The organism is Rhodococcus sp. NPDC058521, from assembly GCF_042719695.1.
GTDB lineage: Bacteria > Actinomycetota > Actinomycetes > Mycobacteriales > Mycobacteriaceae > Rhodococcus_F.
The window spans coordinates 515324-534023 of record NZ_JBHXNL010000001.1 but is presented as its reverse complement, the minus strand read 5'-3'; the positions used below and the strand labels follow the sequence as shown (position 1 = coordinate 534023).

The 18700-nt window shown below is 65.0% G+C and carries 15 protein-coding genes; all 15 read right to left on the bottom strand.

Annotation, left to right across the window (positions count from 1 at the left end):
* Nucleotides 1-3: 3 nt before the first annotated feature.
* Complete coding sequence (gene secA, locus ACFWO3_RS02480; protein WP_378573329.1) at nt 4-2847, bottom strand: preprotein translocase subunit SecA; 2844 nt, start codon at nt 2845-2847, stop codon at nt 4-6.
* A 130-nt stretch (nt 2848-2977) separates the two neighbouring features.
* Nucleotides 2978-3655 (bottom strand): ribosome hibernation-promoting factor, HPF/YfiA family, encoded by a 678-nt coding sequence (gene hpf, locus ACFWO3_RS02475; RefSeq protein WP_378573327.1) that lies wholly within the window; start codon nt 3653-3655, stop codon nt 2978-2980.
* A 170-nt stretch (nt 3656-3825) separates the two neighbouring features.
* The gene (locus ACFWO3_RS02470) at nt 3826-4503 is read right to left on the bottom strand and encodes a ComF family protein (RefSeq protein ID WP_378573325.1); all 678 of its coding nucleotides are present in this window, start codon (nt 4501-4503) and stop codon (nt 3826-3828) included.
* A gap of 58 nt (nt 4504-4561) precedes the next feature.
* Entirely contained in the window at nt 4562-6325 is a 1764-nt protein-coding gene (lpqB, locus tag ACFWO3_RS02465) for an MtrAB system accessory lipoprotein LpqB (RefSeq protein ID WP_378573323.1), read from the bottom strand.
* Nucleotides 6322-8178 carry an MtrAB system histidine kinase MtrB gene (gene mtrB / locus ACFWO3_RS02460; RefSeq protein ID WP_378573321.1) on the bottom strand — a complete coding sequence of 619 codons (1857 nt, stop codon included), beginning with the start codon at nt 8176-8178 and terminating at the stop codon, nt 6322-6324. The genes lpqB and mtrB overlap by 4 nt, the downstream gene beginning before the upstream one ends.
* Nucleotides 8175-8852 (bottom strand): MtrAB system response regulator MtrA, encoded by a 678-nt coding sequence (gene mtrA / locus ACFWO3_RS02455; RefSeq protein WP_378573318.1) that lies wholly within the window; start codon nt 8850-8852, stop codon nt 8175-8177. The genes mtrB and mtrA overlap by 4 nt, the downstream gene beginning before the upstream one ends.
* A 46-nt stretch (nt 8853-8898) precedes the next feature.
* Nucleotides 8899-9558: a dTMP kinase gene (locus tag ACFWO3_RS02450; protein ID WP_378573315.1), complete on the bottom strand. Its 660-nt coding sequence runs from the start codon at nt 9556-9558 to the stop codon at nt 8899-8901.
* A 62-nt stretch (nt 9559-9620) separates the two neighbouring features.
* A complete protein-coding gene (gene ahcY, locus ACFWO3_RS02445; RefSeq protein WP_378573313.1) occupies nt 9621-11105 on the bottom strand; it encodes an adenosylhomocysteinase in 1485 nt (494 codons plus the stop codon).
* Nucleotides 11106-11162: 57 nt separating this feature from the next.
* Nucleotides 11163-11807 (bottom strand): TetR family transcriptional regulator, encoded by a 645-nt coding sequence (locus ACFWO3_RS02440; RefSeq protein ID WP_378573311.1) that lies wholly within the window; start codon nt 11805-11807, stop codon nt 11163-11165.
* A gap of 10 nt (nt 11808-11817) precedes the next feature.
* Nucleotides 11818-13359: an amino acid permease gene (locus ACFWO3_RS02435; protein ID WP_378573309.1), complete on the bottom strand. Its 1542-nt coding sequence runs from the start codon at nt 13357-13359 to the stop codon at nt 11818-11820.
* A gap of 39 nt (nt 13360-13398) precedes the next feature.
* On the bottom strand, nt 13399-14319 hold the full coding sequence (locus ACFWO3_RS02430) for a cation diffusion facilitator family transporter (RefSeq protein WP_378573307.1): 921 nt from the start codon (nt 14317-14319) through the stop codon (nt 13399-13401).
* Nucleotides 14320-14377: 58 nt separating this feature from the next.
* On the bottom strand, nt 14378-15616 hold the full coding sequence (gene manA / locus ACFWO3_RS02425; protein ID WP_378573305.1) for a mannose-6-phosphate isomerase, class I: 1239 nt from the start codon (nt 15614-15616) through the stop codon (nt 14378-14380).
* Nucleotides 15616-16731 carry a tobH protein gene (locus tag ACFWO3_RS02420; RefSeq protein ID WP_378573303.1) on the bottom strand — a complete coding sequence of 372 codons (1116 nt, stop codon included), beginning with the start codon at nt 16729-16731 and terminating at the stop codon, nt 15616-15618. Before ACFWO3_RS02420 ends, manA begins: the two co-directional genes overlap by 1 nt.
* A gap of 49 nt (nt 16732-16780) precedes the next feature.
* Complete coding sequence (locus ACFWO3_RS02415; protein WP_378573301.1) at nt 16781-18151, bottom strand: phosphomannomutase/phosphoglucomutase; 1371 nt, start codon at nt 18149-18151, stop codon at nt 16781-16783.
* 109 nt (nt 18152-18260) lie between these two features.
* Complete coding sequence (locus ACFWO3_RS02410) at nt 18261-18656, bottom strand: DUF3499 domain-containing protein (RefSeq protein WP_378573299.1); 396 nt, start codon at nt 18654-18656, stop codon at nt 18261-18263.
* Nucleotides 18657-18700: the final 44 nt, after the last annotated feature.

Genomic DNA, 18700 nt, shown 5'->3' with positions numbered 1-18700 from the left:
GGGTCAGCGCTTACGCTTGCGTCCCTTGGCCTGAGCGCGCGCGGCTTCTCGACGTTCCCGGCGAGTCCCGTGCTGAGCGGGCTCCGCTTTGCCGTCGCTCGCCCTTCTGCTGGCCCGAGCCGAGCCGTCCTCGGCAGGACCGGAGTACGTGAGACCACGCGGTTCGCTGTTCTCGAGACCCTTCGCACGAAGCGCGGCCGGTGCAGCCTGCCGCTCACCCTCGTTGTTCGAGTTGGCTGCCGTCTCCGTCGGCAGCGGTCGCGGAGCCGCGGACGAGACTGCGGCCGCCGACGCCGGAGTCACGTTCACACCGTTGCCCTGCTGCGGGGCCTGCGCCTCCACCTGAAGATTGAACAGGTACCCCACGGACTCTTCCTTGAGTCCCTCGAGCATCGCCGAGAACATGTCGAAGCCCTCACGCTGGTACTCGACCAGCGGATCACGCTGTGCCATGGCACGCAGGCCGATGCCTTCCTTGAGATAATCCATCTCGTAGAGGTGCTCACGCCACTTGCGATCGAGAACCGACAACAGCACTCGACGTTCGAGTTCGCGCATCGATCCCTGACCTGCGACCGCGTCGATCTCCTCCTCACGACGCCGGTACGCCTCGTGGGAATCCTCGAGCAGAAGCGTCTTGAGCTCGCCTCGCGAAAGATCCGACAGCTCGCCGTCCTCGCTGTCCCCCGCGAGCTGCTTGTAGTCGAGACCGACCGGGTACAGGGTCTTCAGTGCCGTCCACAGCTGCTCGAGGTCCCAGTCCTCGAGGTAACCCTCGGCCGTCGCACCGTCCGCGTAAGCGGAGACGACGTCGGTGATCATCTCCTCGACCTGACCCTCCATGTCCTCACCCTCGAGGATCTGGCGACGCTCCTTGTAGATGACCGTGCGCTGCTGGTTCATCACCTCGTCGTACTTGAGGACGTTCTTGCGGATCTCGAAGTTCTGCTGTTCGACCTGCGTCTGCGCGCTCTTGATCGCCTTGGAGACCATCTTGGCCTCGATCGGAACGTCGTCGGGCAGGTTGAGTCGCGTCATGATCGATTCGAGTGCGGCGCCGTTGAAGCGGCGCATCAACTCGTCACCCAGCGACAGGTAGAACCGCGATTCGCCCGGATCACCCTGACGGCCGGAGCGGCCCCGCAACTGGTTGTCGATACGACGCGACTCGTGACGCTCGGTGCCCAGCACGTACAGACCGCCCGCCTCACGGACGTAGGCCGCGTCGTCCTTCACCTCGGCCTTGATCTTCTCGAGTACGTCGTCCCAGGCCGCCTCGTACTCGTCCGGCGCCTGCACCGGATCGAGGCCCTGCTTTCGCAGCGCGATGTCGGCGATGATGTCCGGGTTGCCACCGAGCACGACGTCGGTACCACGACCGGCCATGTTGGTCGCCACCGTGACGGCGCCGGAACGGCCGGCCTCCGCGATGATGGTGGCTTCCTGCTCGTGGAACTTCGCGTTCAACACGTTGTGCGGAACACCACGCTTGGTGAACTGCTTCGACAGGTACTCGGAACGCTCGACGCTGGTCGTACCGATGAGGACCGGCTGGCCCTTCTCGTGCCGCTCCACGACATCGTCGACGACGGCGTCGAACTTGGCCTCTTCCGACTTGTAGATCAGATCGCCCTGGTCGACACGGATCATCGGACGGTTCGTCGGAATCGGAATGACACCGAGGCTGTAGATCTGGTGCAGCTCCGCGGCCTCGGTCTCGGCCGTACCCGTCATACCCGACAGCTTCTCGTAGAGACGGAAGTAGTTCTGCAGGGTGATCGTCGCCAAGGTCTGGTTCTCGGCCTTGATCTCGACCTTTTCCTTGGCCTCGATCGCCTGGTGCATGCCCTCGTTGTAGCGGCGACCGGACAGCACACGACCGGTGAACTCATCGACGATGATGACCTCGCCACTGCGGACGATGTAGTCCTTGTCCTTGGTGTAGAGCTCCTTGGCCTTGATGGCGTTGTTCAGGTAGCTCACCAGCGGAGAGTTGGCCGCCTCGTACAGGTTGTCGATACCGAGCTGATCCTCGACGAGTTCCACACCCGCCTCGTGCACACCGACGGTGCGCTTACGGATGTCGACCTCGTAGTGCACGTCGCGCTTGAGCAGCGGGGCGATACGAGCGAACTCGCCGTACCACTTGCTCGACGAATCGGCGGGACCGGAGATGATAAGTGGGGTACGTGCCTCGTCGATGAGGATCGAGTCGACCTCGTCCACCACCGCGAAGTTATGACCACGCTGCACGAGGTCCTCGAGCGAATGCGTCATGTTGTCGCGCAGATAGTCGAAGCCGAACTCGTTGTTGGTGCCGTAGGTGATATCCGCAGCGTATGCGGTCCGACGCTCGGCCGGAGTCATGCCGGACAGAATCACGCTGGTCTCGAGCCCGAGGAAGCGGTGGACACGACCCATCCACTCGGAGTCACGTTTGGCCAGGTAATCGTTGACCGTGACGACGTGAACGCCGTCACCCGAGATGGCGTTGAGGTAAGCGGGCAACACACAGGTCAGGGTCTTGCCCTCACCGGTCTTCATCTCGGCGATGTTGCCGAAGTGCAGGGCGGCACCGCCCATGATCTGCACCTCGAAGTGCTTCTGACCGAGCACGCGCCACGAGGCCTCACGTGCGACGGCGAACGCCTCGGGGAGCAGTTCGTCCAGACTCTCGCCGTCCGCGTAGCGCTTCTGGAACTCGGCGGTCTTGGCGTTCAGCTGCTCATCGCTCAGGCCTTCGACCTCGGATGACAGAGAGGCAACATGGTCCGCGATGTGCTTGAGCCGCTTGACCATGCGACCTTCACCAACACGGAGCAGCTTCGATAGCGACAACGACGGCACAGTCTTGTTCGTCCTCAAATTCGGCAACAGATGGATGACACATGGATTCCGGCCGTGGTCCGAGAACCGCGGCCGGAATCCATGGTAGGCGTATTCGCGATCGGGCGAGTAGGCCGGACCGCGGACAAGGTCACGCCAGGCGGATCAATCCGTAGTCGAACGCGTGCCGCCGATACACGACGGACGGCCGGTCCGATTCCTTGTCATGGAACAGGAAGAAGTCGTGTCCTACCAGTTCCATCTCGTACAGGGCGTCGTCGACGGTCATCGGCGTCGCCGTGTGTTCCTTGGTTCGCACGATCTGTCCAGGAGCGTGCTCGTCCGGTTCGTAGCCGTCGAGCGAGATATCGGGCGATATGCCGAGAGAATCGTCGCTCGCGAGCTCGGCGGTGGCCTCCGCCACCGACACGGGCCTCTTGTCCCCGTAATGAACCTTCTTTCGGTCCTTCGTGCGCCGGAGTCGACTCTCCAGTTTCGCGGTCACCGATTCGAACGCGGCGTAGAAACTGTCGGCAGAGGCTTCCGCTCGGGCCACGGGCCCCTTACCTCGCGCCGTGATCTCCACCCGCTGGCAACTCTTCGCCTGGCGTCGATTGCGCTCGTGTTGTAGTTCCACGTCGAAGTGGTAAATGGAAGGGTCGAAGCGTTCGAGACGGGACAACTTGTCGGCGACATACACCCGAAAGTGGTCCGGTATTTCTACATTGCGCCCTTTGACGACGATCTCGGCGTTGGTCGTGTCGGCCTTGTCCTCCAGATCCGACGCGCTGTCGTCGACGAATACCGAGGCTTGCGAAGGGGTCGTCACTCGTACCTCCCGATAGCGGCCACACCCGGAACGGGTGGTGGCGAAGTTGTGCACGTGCCGGGAGAGGGCTCGCCGGCACCAGGTTCGAAGTTTCACCTCCTACCTGTGTTTTCGGGTGTGTCCGCGACGCTAGTACGTAACTTGATGGAGTGCCACTGTTCGGCAGAATTTCATCCGACACCCGCCACAACCAGCGCCGCGGACACTTCGATTCCAGCGTTTCGGAGCACGGCGGTCGACTCCGTGACAGTCGTGCCAGTGGTCATCACGTCGTCCACGAACACCACGGAAGCTGGCCGACTACCGGCGACCTCCGCGAGCGCATGTCCACGGCCGGTGATCCGCACGCGGCCCCCGAGGTTGGTCCTTCGTTGCGCCGCCGACAGCCCGACCGAGTCACGTGCCCCGAGCCGCAGCTTCAACGCACGACACACCCGTTCGTCGCCCACCGCGGCGGCCGCCATTCGGGTGACCGGATCTCCCCCACGCCTGCGAGCCGCTCGGGCTCTGGACGGGGCAGGTATCAGTACGAGCGGCGCTGACGTATCCAGTTCGTGCCAACCACCCAGACGCCCCAGAGCAAGCGCGAGCGCGGACCCCAGGTGCCCGGCGAGATCGCGCCGCCCGCGCTCCTTCATCGCGATCACTGCACGCCGACGTACACCCGCGTAACGCCCCAGCGCCCACACCGGCACACCCGGATCGACCCGCGGTGACAGTCGTATCGGGTGATCGGACAGTTCGGCAGCGCAGTCTTCGCACCACGGTGTGCCGGGCACCCCACACCCACCGCACACCGCAGGCACCAACAGATCCAGAACTGCCCCGAACCCCCCACCGGCTGTCATGCCGAACAGTATGGGTCAGGGCACCGACAGGAACCCTGCGCTCCGTCCCGGCCGTTCGTCAGCCCGGAAGGATCGGGGTGGCCTTCATACCGGTCAGCCCGGGCACCTCTCGCCAGTACCGATCGCCTGCGGGATCGTTGTTGTTCAGTTGGAACACCGCCCGCGAGTCCGCAACGAACTCCGTCGTCGCCGAGGCGTCGACCGCCACGACCGGGGCCGTGAGGTTGCGGCTGGGCAACGCATCCATCCGCGAACCGTCCACGGACACCTGTACGACCGGGGTGTCGTTCGCGGCGCGTGCGACGACGATCGTCTCGCCGTCGCTCCAGTCCAGCGACAGGGCCGGGCTCCCCAGCCCGAGGGCGATCGCGCGCGGGCTGCTCAGCTCGAAGGTCCCGTTCGGCCGCTGCACGACGGTCGCCGTGTACACCTTGCCGTCCACGATGAGGGCGGCTCGCACACCGTCTCGCGACAACCGAAGTTCCGTGATGTTCGTCCCGAGTGCGGTGACGGCGCCCGCGTCGACGTTGACGACCGACTCGCGGCCGGTACCCGGTTCACGCAGCACCCGCACGACGGTGTTGCCGTTCACCGCCACCCAGATCGCCGCGTTGTCCGGGCCCCAGGTGGGCCGGGTGATCGCCCCGCCCTCGAGCGCGGGCGCCGCCTGGCCGTCGTAGTCGCCCACCATCAACGCATTCGCGGGTTCGGGTGTGGGCTTTCCGGTGTCCGACACGGCGGCCACGAGATTGCCGTTCGGGGACAGTCCCACCGACCGCAGGCTGCGGGCCTCACCGAAATATCCCTCCACCGGGGTGGCGCCGGAGTCGGAAACGCTGACCATCGATCCGTCCCGGAGAGCGTGCAGACCCACGGTTGCGCTCGTGGTCGCGAGCGGATTCGTCGACGCGACGTCGGCGGTCGTCCATCCGTTCGGGAATCGTTCGTCCAGCGGCTCCCCGTCGGCAAGGATCACGTACGGCCCGGAGATGTCGGCGTTCGCCAGAGTCCACACGAGTTGCGCTGCGAAGAGACCCCGCTCCTGCTCGTTCTTCTGACTCAAGCCCTGGAAGTCGATGCGGATTCCGCCGAGACCCACGCCCACCTGAGCGGTACGTCCGTCGGCTTTGGTGATCGGCCCGAGCACGGACACACCGTCGCCGAACTCGTTGCGTACAGCGGGAGTGAGCGCGGACTTCGGTCCGTCGATCATGAGGCCGACCAACTGCGACGCCATCTGGTCCTGCGCACCGGCGATCCAGCGCGGATCCGGGACGACGGTCGATCCGGACGGGTCGAGGAAGTACAACGACTTGCGTTTGTACGAGTTGAGGAACTCGGCGCGATCCATGATGACGCCGGCGGGCAACTGATCGATGCGCCATTCACCGTCGACCTTGACCAGTCCGACCTCGGTCTCGAAGCTGCCCTCCTCGGCGACGTAGAGCCCGCCGGGTTCGAGCTGGCCCACCTTGTTCGCACGAATCGTGTAGGTGCTGCGCTCGTTGCTGCGCTGCTCCGGCAGCACATCGATCTTGTCGACGATGGTGGTGCTGGCTGCGTCGTCCCATTTTCCGGACACGCCGGCGGTGAGGAACTGACGGGCTGCTAGGTGCTGATTGGTCGGATCCGTGCTGGCCTTGAAGAAGTCGCGAAGCAGAAGGTCCGGCTCTCGGCCCGGCGCCGGCGCTTCCACGCTCGTGCCCGCCGAATCACGCTCGATCGTTCCGATCGCCTGTGGCGCAGACGAATCCGGCAGGCTCGCGCACCCGCCCACGAGGGCCAGCGCCACGACGCCTGCGGCCAACCCTGCCCGCCTCATTCGCGTGACTCCCCGGCCGCGCCCGCACGAGATTCGTCAGCACGGGAAACCTCGCCCTCACCGGAACCGGCCACCGGCTTCGCAGTGATCTCGTCCGCGGCTTCGGTAACGCGGTCCACTTCGGTATCCGCATCGGTGGTGTTCACACTTGCTCCGCTCGCGGCTTCCGTGCCCTCCGTGCCCTCCGTGACTTCCTCGGACGGCTCCGGGTCTCCTGGCAACGGTTGCCCCTGCACGTGTCGACCGGTTCCCGGCTTGAGCGGCAACGGGCTCGATGCCACCTTGCGTCCACGCACCAGCGGCAGGGTGAGTCGGAAGCACGCGCCGTTTCCGGGTTCGCCCCAGGCCTCGAGCCGGCCGTCGTGCAGGTGTGCGTCTTCCACGCTGATGGCCAGTCCGAGGCCGGTGCCTCCGGACCGTCGCACGCGCGACGGGTCGGAGCGCCAGAACCGATTGAACACGAGCTTCTCCTCGCCGGGCCGCAGCCCGATGCCCTGGTCCCGGACGATGAACGCAAGCGCATTGTCGTCGGCGCGCAGACGCAGCAACACCGGTTTCCCTTCACCGTGATCGATGGCGTTTGCCAGCAGGTTTCGCAGCACCCGCTCGACACGGCGCGGATCCACCTCCGCCACCACCGGCTCGTCCGGGAGGTCCACGAGCAGTTCTGTGGCCGTCTCTCGGGCGAGGTGACGAACAGTCGAGATGGACGCCCGCGCACACATACGGACGTCCAGTTGTTCGGCTGCCAGCTCGGCGACACCGGCGTCGTGGCGGCTGATCTCGAGTAGGTCGGCGAGCAATCCCTCGAACCGGTCGAGCTCTGCGACCAACAACTCCGAAGACCGGCGCAGCACGGGGTCGAGGCTGTCGCTGCCGTCGTGAATGAGGTCGGCTGCCATCCGCACCGTCGTCAACGGCGTGCGCAGCTCGTGGCTGACGTCGGAGGTGAATCGTCTCTGCAAATTGCCGAATTCTTCGAGCTGGGTGATCTGCTTCGACAGACTTTCCGCCATCTCGTTGAACGACATCGCCAGGCGCGCCATGTCGTCCTCACCCCGCACTGGCATGCGCTCCTTGAGGCGACCGTCGGCGAAACGCACCGCGATGCGAGATGCCGAACGAATGGGGAGAACGACCTGCCTGGCGACGAGCAACGACACAGCTGCCAGCAGCACGGCCAGCACACCACCGCCGATCAGCAACGTCCCCCGGACGAGCGACAACGTCCGGTCCTCGCTTGCGAGCGGGAACACCAGGTACAGCTCGAGTGTCGAGAGCGATGCACCAGTCGGCGAGCCGACGATCAGTGCGGGGCCCGAATAGCCCTCTGGCTCGTCCACGGTGGCGAACTGGTAGCTCACCTGACCGGCCTGGACGAACGCCCTCAACGACTCAGGAATCTGATCCGCAGAACCCGTCGAGGTGGGTTCACGAGGCCCGTCTCCCGCGACGATCAGCACCGGATCGAAGGTGCCTGCGGAGCCGGACGCTTCACCGGAATCGGAACCGCGATTGGTGAGGGCTGCGCTTGCACTATCCAACTGGGTGCTCACCGAGGTCAGCCCGTCGGACCCAGCGAGCTGCGCCTCCACCGTGCTGCGGGCACGATCCATCTCCTCGGTGGCGGCGGAGATCTTGCTTTCGAGGAGGCGATCGGTGATCTGGCTGGTCAACACGACACCCAACACCAAGATCACGATGACGGAAAGCGAGAGCGTGGAAGCGACCACGCGCAGCTGAAGCGAGCGACGCCACGTGTGAGCGAGCGTATTGCTCATGGAACGGCTCCAACGCAAGATCGGTGTGAGCCGCCGATTCACACGACGCCGCCATCGAGAAACACCTGTCACGGCGGTCCGGCCTTGTAGCCGACCCCCCTGACCGTCAAAACCACCTCTGGATTCTCGGGATCAGTCTCGACTTTGGCTCGGAGGCGCTGCACGTGCACGTTCACGAGCCGAGTGTCCGCGGCATGTCGGTAACCCCAGACCTGCTCGAGCAATACCTCACGGGTGAACACCTGACGCGGTTTACGCGCCAAGGCCACGAGCAGGTCGAACTCGAGTGGAGTGAGGGAGATCAGTTCGTCGTTGCGGCTCACCTTGTGCGCCGGCACGTCGATCACGATGTCGGCGATGCTCAGCAACTCGGCCGGCTCGTCCTCGGTTCGGCGCAACCGCGCACGCACTCGCGCGACGAGTTCCTTGGGCTTGAACGGCTTCATGATGTAGTCGTCCGCACCGGATTCCAGACCGAGAACGACGTCGACGGTGTCGGTCTTCGCGGTGAGCATCACGATCGGCACGCCGGAGTCCGCTCGCAGCACACGGCACACGTCGATGCCGTTCATGCCGGGCAGCATCAAGTCGAGCAGCACCAGATCCGGTCGGGTTTCACGAACCGCCGTCAATGCTTGGGTGCCGTCCCCCACGACGTACGGATCGAAACCCTCGCCGCGGAGCACGATCGTGAGCATCTCGGCGAGAGCCGTGTCGTCGTCGACAACCAGAATCCTTGGTTTCATGTTCCCATCGTTACATCTTCGAAGCGTCGGACAGGCGGTTCGACCGTCACGGCGCGCCGTGTTCTCCAATCGAGAGTGCCAGTTTTTCCGCGATCTCGCCCGGATCGGTATCCGGGCCCACAACCCACCAGGGTGAGATCCATCCCGCCGCGGCCAGATCGCGGTACACGGCACCCGTCCGCACCTGCAGTCCCCCATCCCGTTCGTAGGCGTCCAGTGCGCGCGAAGGCTCGGACTCCTGGCGGCTGCGGGCACGCTCGCCGGCGAGTTCGACCGGGACGTCGAGATAGATCTGCAAGTCCGGGCGAGGCAACGCCAGGCGCCCGAACTCGAGGTCGTCGATCCAGGTCACGAAGTCGCCCGACCCGTCCTGATGCAACCGCGCGGCACCGTACGCCGCATTGGACGCAACGTATCGGTCGAGAATCACCACGTCGTGGCCGGTCAGCAACTCACTAAGTTCACCGACAGTCGCACTGCGGTCACTCGCCCAGACGGTCGCCATCCCGTACACGGAATCGGCGAGATCACCGTGTGCACCCGCGAGCGCCTCGGCTCCGAGGTCGGCGTGCACGGACTCCCCGTACCGGGGAAAGGCCCGAGTGGCGACCGACAGGCCCGCCTCGGAGAGCCGCTTCGTCACCTTGTCGACGAGCGTGCGTTTACCCGCACCGTCGAGGCCTTCCACCGCCACCAGAGTTCCCACGGCGAAGAAGCCTATCCCCCGGCCTGCGTGGGCAGACCGGGGGACGGAATTGCGTGGCTCGATCAGTAGCGGTAATGCTCGGGCTTGTACGGGCCCTCGACGTCCACGCCGATGTAATCGGCCTGATCCTTCGTCAGCTTCGTGATGGTGCCACCCAGTGCCTCGACGTGGATCTTCGCTACCTTCTCGTCCAGGTGCTTCGGGAGGCGGTACACCTCGTTGTCGTACTCGTCCGGCTTCGTCCACAGTTCGATCTGCGCGATGACCTGGTTGGAGAAGCTGTTGCTCATCACGAACGAGGGGTGCCCGGTGGCGTTGCCGAGGTTCAGCAGGCGACCCTCCGACAACACGATGATCGAGTGCCCGTCACCGAACGTGAACTCGTCGACCTGCGGCTTGATGTTGACGCGGGTGATCTCGGGGGATCGTTCCAGGCCGGCCATGTCGATCTCGTTGTCGAAGTGGCCGATGTTGCCCAGGATCGCCTGGTGCTTCATCTGCTTCATGTGATCGAAGGTGATGATGTCCTTGTTGCCGGTGGACGTGATGACGATGTCCGCCCAGCCGATCGCCTGCTCGACGGTCTTGACCTCGAACCCATCCATGAGCGCCTGGAGAGCGTTGATCGGGTCGACCTCGGTGACCGCCACGCGCGCACCCTGACCACGCAACGCCTCGGCACAGCCCTTTCCGACGTCGCCGTAACCGCACACGAGGGCGGCCTTACCACCGATGAGGACATCTGTGCCACGGTTGATGCCGTCGACGAGCGAGTGACGAGTGCCGTACTTGTTGTCGAACTTGCTCTTGGTGACCGAGTCGTTGACGTTGATCGCCGGGAAGGTCAATTCACCGGCCGCGGCGACCTGGTACAGGCGCAGAACGCCGGTGGTGGTCTCCTCGGTTACACCCTTCACCGACTCCCCAATGCGGCTCCACTTCTGCGAATCGGACTCGAGCGAGCGACGAAGCAGTCCGAGGAAGACCTTGTATTCGTCGGCGTCGTTCTCCTCGTCCGTGGGAGGTACGACGCCCGCCTTCTCGAACTGGGCGCCCTTGAGGACGAGCATGGTGGCGTCACCACCGTCGTCGAGGATCATGTTCGCGGGCTTGTCCGCCTCGGGCCAGGTGAGCATCTGCTCCGCCGCCCACCAGTACTCCTCGAGGGTCTCGCCCTTCCATGCGAAGACCGGAGTTCCCTTCGGCTCCTCCGGGGTGCCGTGAGGTCCTACGACGATCGCAGCCGCGGCGTGATCCTGGGTGGAGAAGATATTGCACGATGCCCAACGGACTTCGGCGCCGAGAGCGGTGAGCGTCTCGATCAGGACGGCCGTCTGGATGGTCATGTGCAGGGAGCCGGAGATCCGGGCGCCCTTCAGCGGCAGGACCTCCGCGTACTCGCGGCGAAGTGCCATCAGGCCCGGCATCTCGTGCTCGGCGAGACGGATCTCCTTGCGGCCGAACTCGGCGAGCGAAAGGTCTGCGACCTTGAAATCGATGCCGTTGAGACTGGTCACCGAAGGTGTGGTTGCTTCTGAGGTCGTCATCTGCCTCTCCTGGTTGGATGCTGCTGTTCGCCCAAGGCTATCGGTAACCGAGAACTCTCACGCACGGTCGCCTTCCCGCACTGGGCTGCGCCCGGCGTTGCGCACGGCCTCGTCGACGAATGGCCCGAGCAGGGTGCTGAGATCTTCGGCGACGTTCACGCCGGATTCCGGGGGTATCGAGATGTAGCTCATGGCGAGCCGCACGACCCCTCGGCTGAGGATCGCGGCATCGACCGGATCCGCTTCGACCCAGCTGCTTTCGAACATTCGGGCCAGCCGCGCCGATGCCCGCTCGATGATGGGCGCGCTGTCGGTGGTGATCAATCGAAGCAGCTCCGGTTTCGCGTCTCCCCGCAGCAACGACTGAACGAGCGGATCGGAGATGCTGGACAGGAAGAAGCCGGCGAAGCCCTCGAGCAGGACGGTCCGACCTTCACCTTCGTTGGCGGCGAGGGCCTCACCGACGGAGTCGACCAGTTCGTCGGCAAGCCGCAACGCGTACGCCTCGGCCAGCCCTTGCCTCGACTTGAACTCGTTGTAGAGGGTCTGCCTGCTCACTCCGGCACCGGACGCCACCGCGGACATCGTGATGCCGGACCAGTCACTCTCGAGCAACAGATCGCGCATCGCGTCGAGCAGCGAATGGCGCAGCAGCTGCCTGGTCGCCTCCTGGTACGGAACTCTCCCCCGCGACGAATTCATGGCGAGAACACTAGTCGCCTCGGTCGTCGGACTCTCGGCCCAGTGCCGCTCCATCACCCGTCGCCGCCGAATCCTGTTGCAAGCCTTGGACGATACGTTGGCCCAGCACCGAGTGCCGTCGACTGTAGAGGAAGTAGATCGCGACGCCGATCGCCATCCAGACGACGAATCGAATCCACGTTTCGACCGACAGGTTGACCATCAGCCACAGGCAGGCCACGACGGCCAGGATCGGTACGAGCGGAACCAACGGGACCTTGAATCCACGCTCCAGATCGGGGCGCTTGCGCCGCAGCACGATCACTCCGATGGACACGAGCACGAACGCGAACAGGGTGCCGATGTTCACCATCTCTTCGAGGGTGCCGATCGGGAAGAAGCCCGCGAGAACCGCCACGACCACGCCGACGAGGAGGGTGATGCGTACGGGGGTTCCACGCTTGCCGGTGGGTGCCAATGCCCGTGGCATCAAGCCGTCCCGCGACATCGCGAACAGCACGCGAGTCTGCCCCAGCATGAGCACCATGACGACCGTCGTCAGACCCATGAGGGCGCCGAAGGAGATGACGTTCTTCGCCCAGTCGACACCGTGGATACCGAACGCCGTGGCGAGGTTCGATTCGTCGCCGGCAAGGTCGTGGTAATCGACCATCCCGGTGAGGACGAGGGTGACGGCCACGTACAGCACCGTGACGATGAGGAGCGAGCCGAGAATGCCACGCGGCAGTGCCTTCTGGGGGTTCTTGGTTTCCTCGGCGGTGGTCGCCACTACGTCGAATCCGATGAAGGCGAAGAAGACGAGGCTGGCGGCGGCGAGCAGCCCGTACCAACCGAACGTGCTGCCGCCCGCACCGGTGACGAAGGAGAACAGGGACTGGTGAACGCCCGACCCGGTGTCCCCCGCCTCCGATGGCGGAATGTACGGCGAGTAGTTGTCGGTGTCGATATAGAACGCGCCGACCACGACTACCAGAACGACGACCGCAACCTTGATCGCGGTGATCACGAGCGACACCCGCGAGGACAGTTTGGTACCGGTGGCCAGCACCACGGTGATCGCAGCGACGATGACGACTGCACCCCAGTCGAAATCGACCCCCCCGACGGTGACCGAGGGTGAAAGATCGCCGAGCACCTCGGCGAGGTACAGCGACCATCCCTTTGCCACCACCGACGAGGCGAGTGCGAACTCGAGGATGAGGTCCCATCCGATGATCCATGCCATGAACTCACCGAACGTGGCGTACGAGAACGTGTACGCGCTGCCGGCGACGGGCACCGTCGACGCGAACTCGGCATAGCACAGCGCAGCGAGACCACATGCGACGGCGGCGATCACGAAGGCGAGGGAAACCGAGGGGCCCGCCACGTTGCCGGCGGTCCGCGCGGTGAGCGTGAAGATGCCCGCACCGATGACGACGGCGACCCCGAAGACGGTCAGGTCCCAGGAGTTCAGGTCTTTACGGAGTTTGGTCTCCGGCTCGTCGGTGTCCGTGATCGACTGCTCGATCGACTTCGTCCGGAACAATCCGGACTGTCGTTTGTCCGACATCACCACTTCGGTCTCCTCTGATCGAGAACAGGCGTCAGCCTATTGCGTTACCGGCCGAAGCAGGTCGGGTTCGAGATAGATCACGCGGGCAGCAGGCACAGCTTTGCGGACCCGCGCCTCCGCTCCGTCGATTGCCGCTGCAACGGTCCCGATGTCGTGCCCGCTCGCAACGGCCACTTTGGCGGCAACGAGCATCTCGTCGGGGCCGAGGTACTGCGTCTTGATGTGAATGACGCTGTCGATCTGTTCCCCGTCCACCAGGGCCGCGCGAATGCGCGCATCCTCGTCGGCAGTGGCGCCTTCGCCGATCAGCAGGCTCTGCATCTCGATGATGAGGATGACCGCGATGATTCCGAGCAGTACGCCGATGCACAACGTTCCGATGCCGTCCCACACAGGAGAGCCGGTCACCATGGTCAGCCCGACGCCACCGAGCGCCAGAACCAGTCCGACCAGGGCCCCGGTGTCTTCGAGAAGGACGACGGGGAGCTCCGGGCTCCGCGAGTTACGGATGAAGGACCACCAACCACCGTCGCCCTTCAGCGGTCGCGATTCCTTCACCGCGGTGTGAAAACTGAACGCCTCGAGGGCGATCGCTATCAGCAGGATCGCGACGGCGATGATCGGGGAGGACAGGTCCTCGGGATGCTGGATCTTGTGAATTCCCTCGTAGATGGCGAACATCGACCCGAGGGTGAACAGAACCAGCGCAACGACGAACGAGTAGAAGTAGCGATTACGCCCATATCCGAACGGGTGCAGTTGGTCCGCTTCGCGTTCGGAGCGCTTCTGCCCGAGCAGCAACAGGCCCTGGTTGGACGTGTCGGCGACCGAGTGCACCGACTCGGCGAGCATCGACGACGATCCCGTGATGAGGAACCCGGTGAACTTGGCGACCGCGATACCCGCGTTCGCGCCGAGCGCAGCCAGGATGGCCTTCTTGCCTCCGTGTGCCGACACCGGCAACCCCTCTCTCGTACCTGTGAACACAGCGCAGTCGCTGTGGAGGGATCACAGATTACGCGACGAATCTCCCCACCACCGCGCTGAACACCTGCGTGTTCGGCTCCAGTGCTTCGACCGTCACCGCACGGTCGTCTGCCGACACCCACACGGCAGCCCCCTTCGGAAGGTCGAGCTGACCGTCACCGCTGGTCAGACGGGCACCACCGGAAGTGCAGAGCAGGATTCGCGGACCTTCGGCCGGCGCTGTGTACGAGTTGCGATCGGGGTCGTTGGGGTCGATTTCGAGTCTCGACAGCGCGAATTCCGGTGCCGGTGTCGAGTAGGTGAACTCTGCCGACTCGCCGACCTGCTCCGATTCGAGAACGGGGATCTCCAGGGATTCGAAGTCGAGGACCTTCAAAAGTTCCGGAACGTCCACGTGCTTTGGGGTCAGCCCCCCGCGTAACACGTTGTCCGAGTTCGCCATGATCTCGACGGCCATGCCGTGGAGGTAGGCGTGCAGGTTGCCCGCATCGAGGTAGAGCCCTTGCCCGGGTTCGAGAGTGATGCGATTGAGCAACAACGAGGCGAGGACGCCGGCGTCACCCGGGTATGCCTCGCCCAACTCGAGGACCGTACGCACCTCCGCCACGAACTCGGACCCGCTCGCCGCCGACAGGTAACGAACGCATCCCTCGAGCACTGCCGGCAGCAGGGAGGCCAGAACCGGCTGCGGCAGCGTGATCCACGTCGTGAAGAGCGCCCGCAGCCCATCCGAATCCGGTTGTCCGGCAAGGAGGCCCGCGTACGATTCGAGCTCGGGCACGTCGATGGCACTGAGAAGTTTGACGGTACGTCGGGGATCCCGGAACCCGGCCAATGCCTCGAACCTGCTCAGTGCGACGACGAGTTCCGGCTTGTGATAGCTGTCTCGATAGTTTCGGTACGAGGAGTCGAGCGCGATGTCGGCGGCGTTCTCCTTGGCATATCCCTCCTGTGCCTGCTCGGCACTCGGATGTGCCTGCAGAGACAGGGGTTCCTCCGCCGCGAGGAGCTTCAGGAGGAACGGAAGACGCTCACCGAAGGACGCCACGGTGTCGGAGCCGAGTTGACCGACAGGATCCTCGTTGACGACGTCGAGCAACGACCGACTCTCACCACCCGTCACGACGTGCGCGGGATCTCCGGGGTGCGCACCGAGCCACAGTTCGGCCTCGGGATGAGGCGTCGGCACCGAGAGCCCACGCAGTGCTGCGATTGCGGTGCGCGAACCCCAAGCATATGACCGAAGCGCACCTTCGAGTAGGTGCACTAGTGACCACCTGTCAACCGGAGATAGGCCGCTGCCATGTCGAACCGTGCGACGAGCACTGCGGCCTGTTCGAATTCGGACGGCGCTGCCGCACTCGAGTCCCGAGTCCCGACGCCGCGGGAGGCGTCTTCCTCTCGGCCGACGTCGGTGGCCACCAAGTCGCCGTCCGGCAACCCGGCGAGGCGGCGTTCCGTGATCGGACGTGTCGCCTGGAAGGTCACGACGAACGCCCGGACCGGCTCGACACCCGCGGGACCGTCGAGATCGGGATCGTGAAAGATCGAGTCCGCGTGCACCGCACCCTCCGCGGACGCCGCGAGGACGCCGCTCGCACGCAACACGTCACCCAGGCTGCCGACCGCTGCGACGCGCCCTGCGTGCAGCACGGCCTCGGCTCCCGCCCGCGCCACCTCGAGTGCGCCCTCGCCGTCTCCGGCCAGCACGATTCGGCGGCCCTGCATGCGCGCCGCGAGAGACTTCGCGGGATTGTGGAACACCTCGTTGACCGGGCTGTCTCGGACCGCCTCGGAATCGACGGCATCGGCGAGGTCCGCGGCATCCGGCAACAAGCTGCGATCGTGGGTCACGTCGAGTGCTCGAAGGACCACGAGGTACGCCGCCAGGTATCGCAACAGATCGTGTCCCGGTCCGACAGCGACCCGAGGCTCGAGAACCATCGCCCGCCCCGCCGCAGCGGCGCCGAGCGGTCCCTCGTCGGGGGCCGCCACCACGACCTCTGCACCACGACGAAGGGCGCTGTCCACCGCCTCCGCCAGCCTCGGGTCCCCCGCGTCGTCCCCGGCCACGACAACCACGTCGAGCGGGCCGACCCAGCGGGGTGTATTCGGCGCCTGCACCAATGGAAAACCGATTCGGGCTGCGACGAGCGAACACACCAGAGACGCCGCACGTCCGGCACGTCCGTCTCCGGCCACGATCACCACACACCGCGGACGCAGCCCGTCCAGTCGATGTAGCGCCCCCTCCTGGACCGCGGACAGCGTCGCTCGAATCTGAGCACCGCCGCCGGCAGTCGACCGCAGGATGCCGTCGACGTCCGCACCGACGAGGGCGTCGACGTCGTCGAGATCCAACAGGGGCATCGGCGCTGTCATGCCGCCGCACCCCCTTTCCTCGTCACTCCGCGTACTTCAACTATGGCAGTCAGGACCGCACGATGCCCAGTATCTCAGCAACCAGTACATCGACGTCCGGGGTGGTCGGTGCCTCGACGTTCAGACGAAGGAGCGGCTCGGTATTCGAGGCGCGAAGATTGAACCACGCACCGTCGCCCAACTCGACGGTCACACCGTCCAGACGGTCCACCGATCGGGCCCGGTCGGCGAAGGCGGACAACACGGCTTCGGTCCGCTCGCCCGCATCGGCGACCGTGGAGTTGATTTCACCGGAAGCCGCGTATCGCTCGTACTTCGCCATCAACTCGGACAGCGGACGATCCTGCTCCCCCAGCGCAGCAAGTACGTGCAGCGCTGCGAGCATTCCGGAGTCTGCACCCCAGAAGTCGCGGAAGTAGTAGTGCGCGGAGTGCTCACCACCGAAGATCGCGCCGGTCTGAGCCATCTGCTGCTTGATGAACGAATGCCCGACCCTGGTACGAACCGGCGTTCCCCCGAGTTCGGTGACCAGTTCCGGGACCGCCCTTGAGGTGATGAGGTTGTGGATGACCGTCGAACCCGGCTCTTTCGCGAGTTCACGCTCGGCCACGAGGGCGGTCACCGCGGACGGCGAGACCGGCTGCCCCTTCTCGTCGACGACGAAACACCGGTCCGCGTCACCGTCGAATGCGAGGCCGATATCGGCGCCGGTCGCCGTCACGTGCTTCTGAAGGTCCACGAGGTTGGCGGGGTCGAGGGGGTTGGCCTCGTGGTTGGGGAACGTTCCGTCGAGTTCGAAGTACAACGACTCGACCTGCAACGGAAGCGGTTCGAACACCGCAGGGACGGTGTGCCCGCCCATGCCGTTGCCGGCATCCACCGCAACCGTCAACGGACGAAGGTCGGAGAGGTCGACCAGCTTGCGGACGAAAGCGGCGTAGTCGGCCAGTACGTCCTGCTCGGAAATCGAACCGTGCGGGCCGTCGTAGTCCGGTACACCCGCGACCAGTTCGGCGGCCACGGTGGCGAGACCGGTGTCCTGACCCACCGGCTTGGCACCGGCACGGCACAACTTGATTCCGTTGTAGCGGGCCGGATTGTGGCTGGCAGTGAACATCGCACCAGGACAGTCGAGCAGACCCGACGCGAAGTACAGCTGATCGGTGGACGCCAGTCCCACGAGAATCACGTCGAGCCCCTGGGCGGTGACGCCCTCCGCGAAGGCCCGGGAGAGTTCCGGCGAGGAATCACGCATGTCGTACCCGATCACGACTCGGTCTGCGTCGGCATCCTCGCGGACCAGACGCGCGAACGCACCGCCCACGTCTCGAACGAATGCGGCGTCGATCTGTTCACCGACGACTCCCCGCACGTCGTATGCCTTGATCACGGCGTCAACGGACTCGGCTGATCGCGCCACTTCTTAATTCTCCTTCACCAACACCAGTGCTGGCGCAAGCGTAGTGCCTCATGAATCGTGAATGCTTCGCAGCCGTTCCCACGTCGGACGCTCGACGGCCGGCGGCGGGTCAGTTCGCTGGGTCCGGAAGCACCCGCAGATGTCCGCGACGACCCGTGCGCGGCGATCCGGAAGGCATCGCGACCTGCGCGCCCTCGTCGTCCGTCTCGACGTCCTCGGCACGCGAACGATCTCGCATGCCCGCTTCGCGCACCGCCTCGGCCAGAGCAGTCAGGTCGTCCTCGTCCGGAGTGCTCGACGAGAACCCGCCCTCGTAGCGGACCAGTTCCCAACCCTTGGGTGCCGTGATGCGCGACGCATGGGTCTCGCACAGATCCCACGAATGCGGCTCGTCGACGGTGGCCAGAGGCCCGACGACGGCAGTGGAGTCCGAGTAGACATACGTGAGCGTCGCGACAGCCGGGTTCTTGCACCCGGGGCGGCAGCATCGACGCAGAGATCTCACAGTTGGGAACCCTAGCCCTCTCCTCGGCACAGACCTACTCGGAC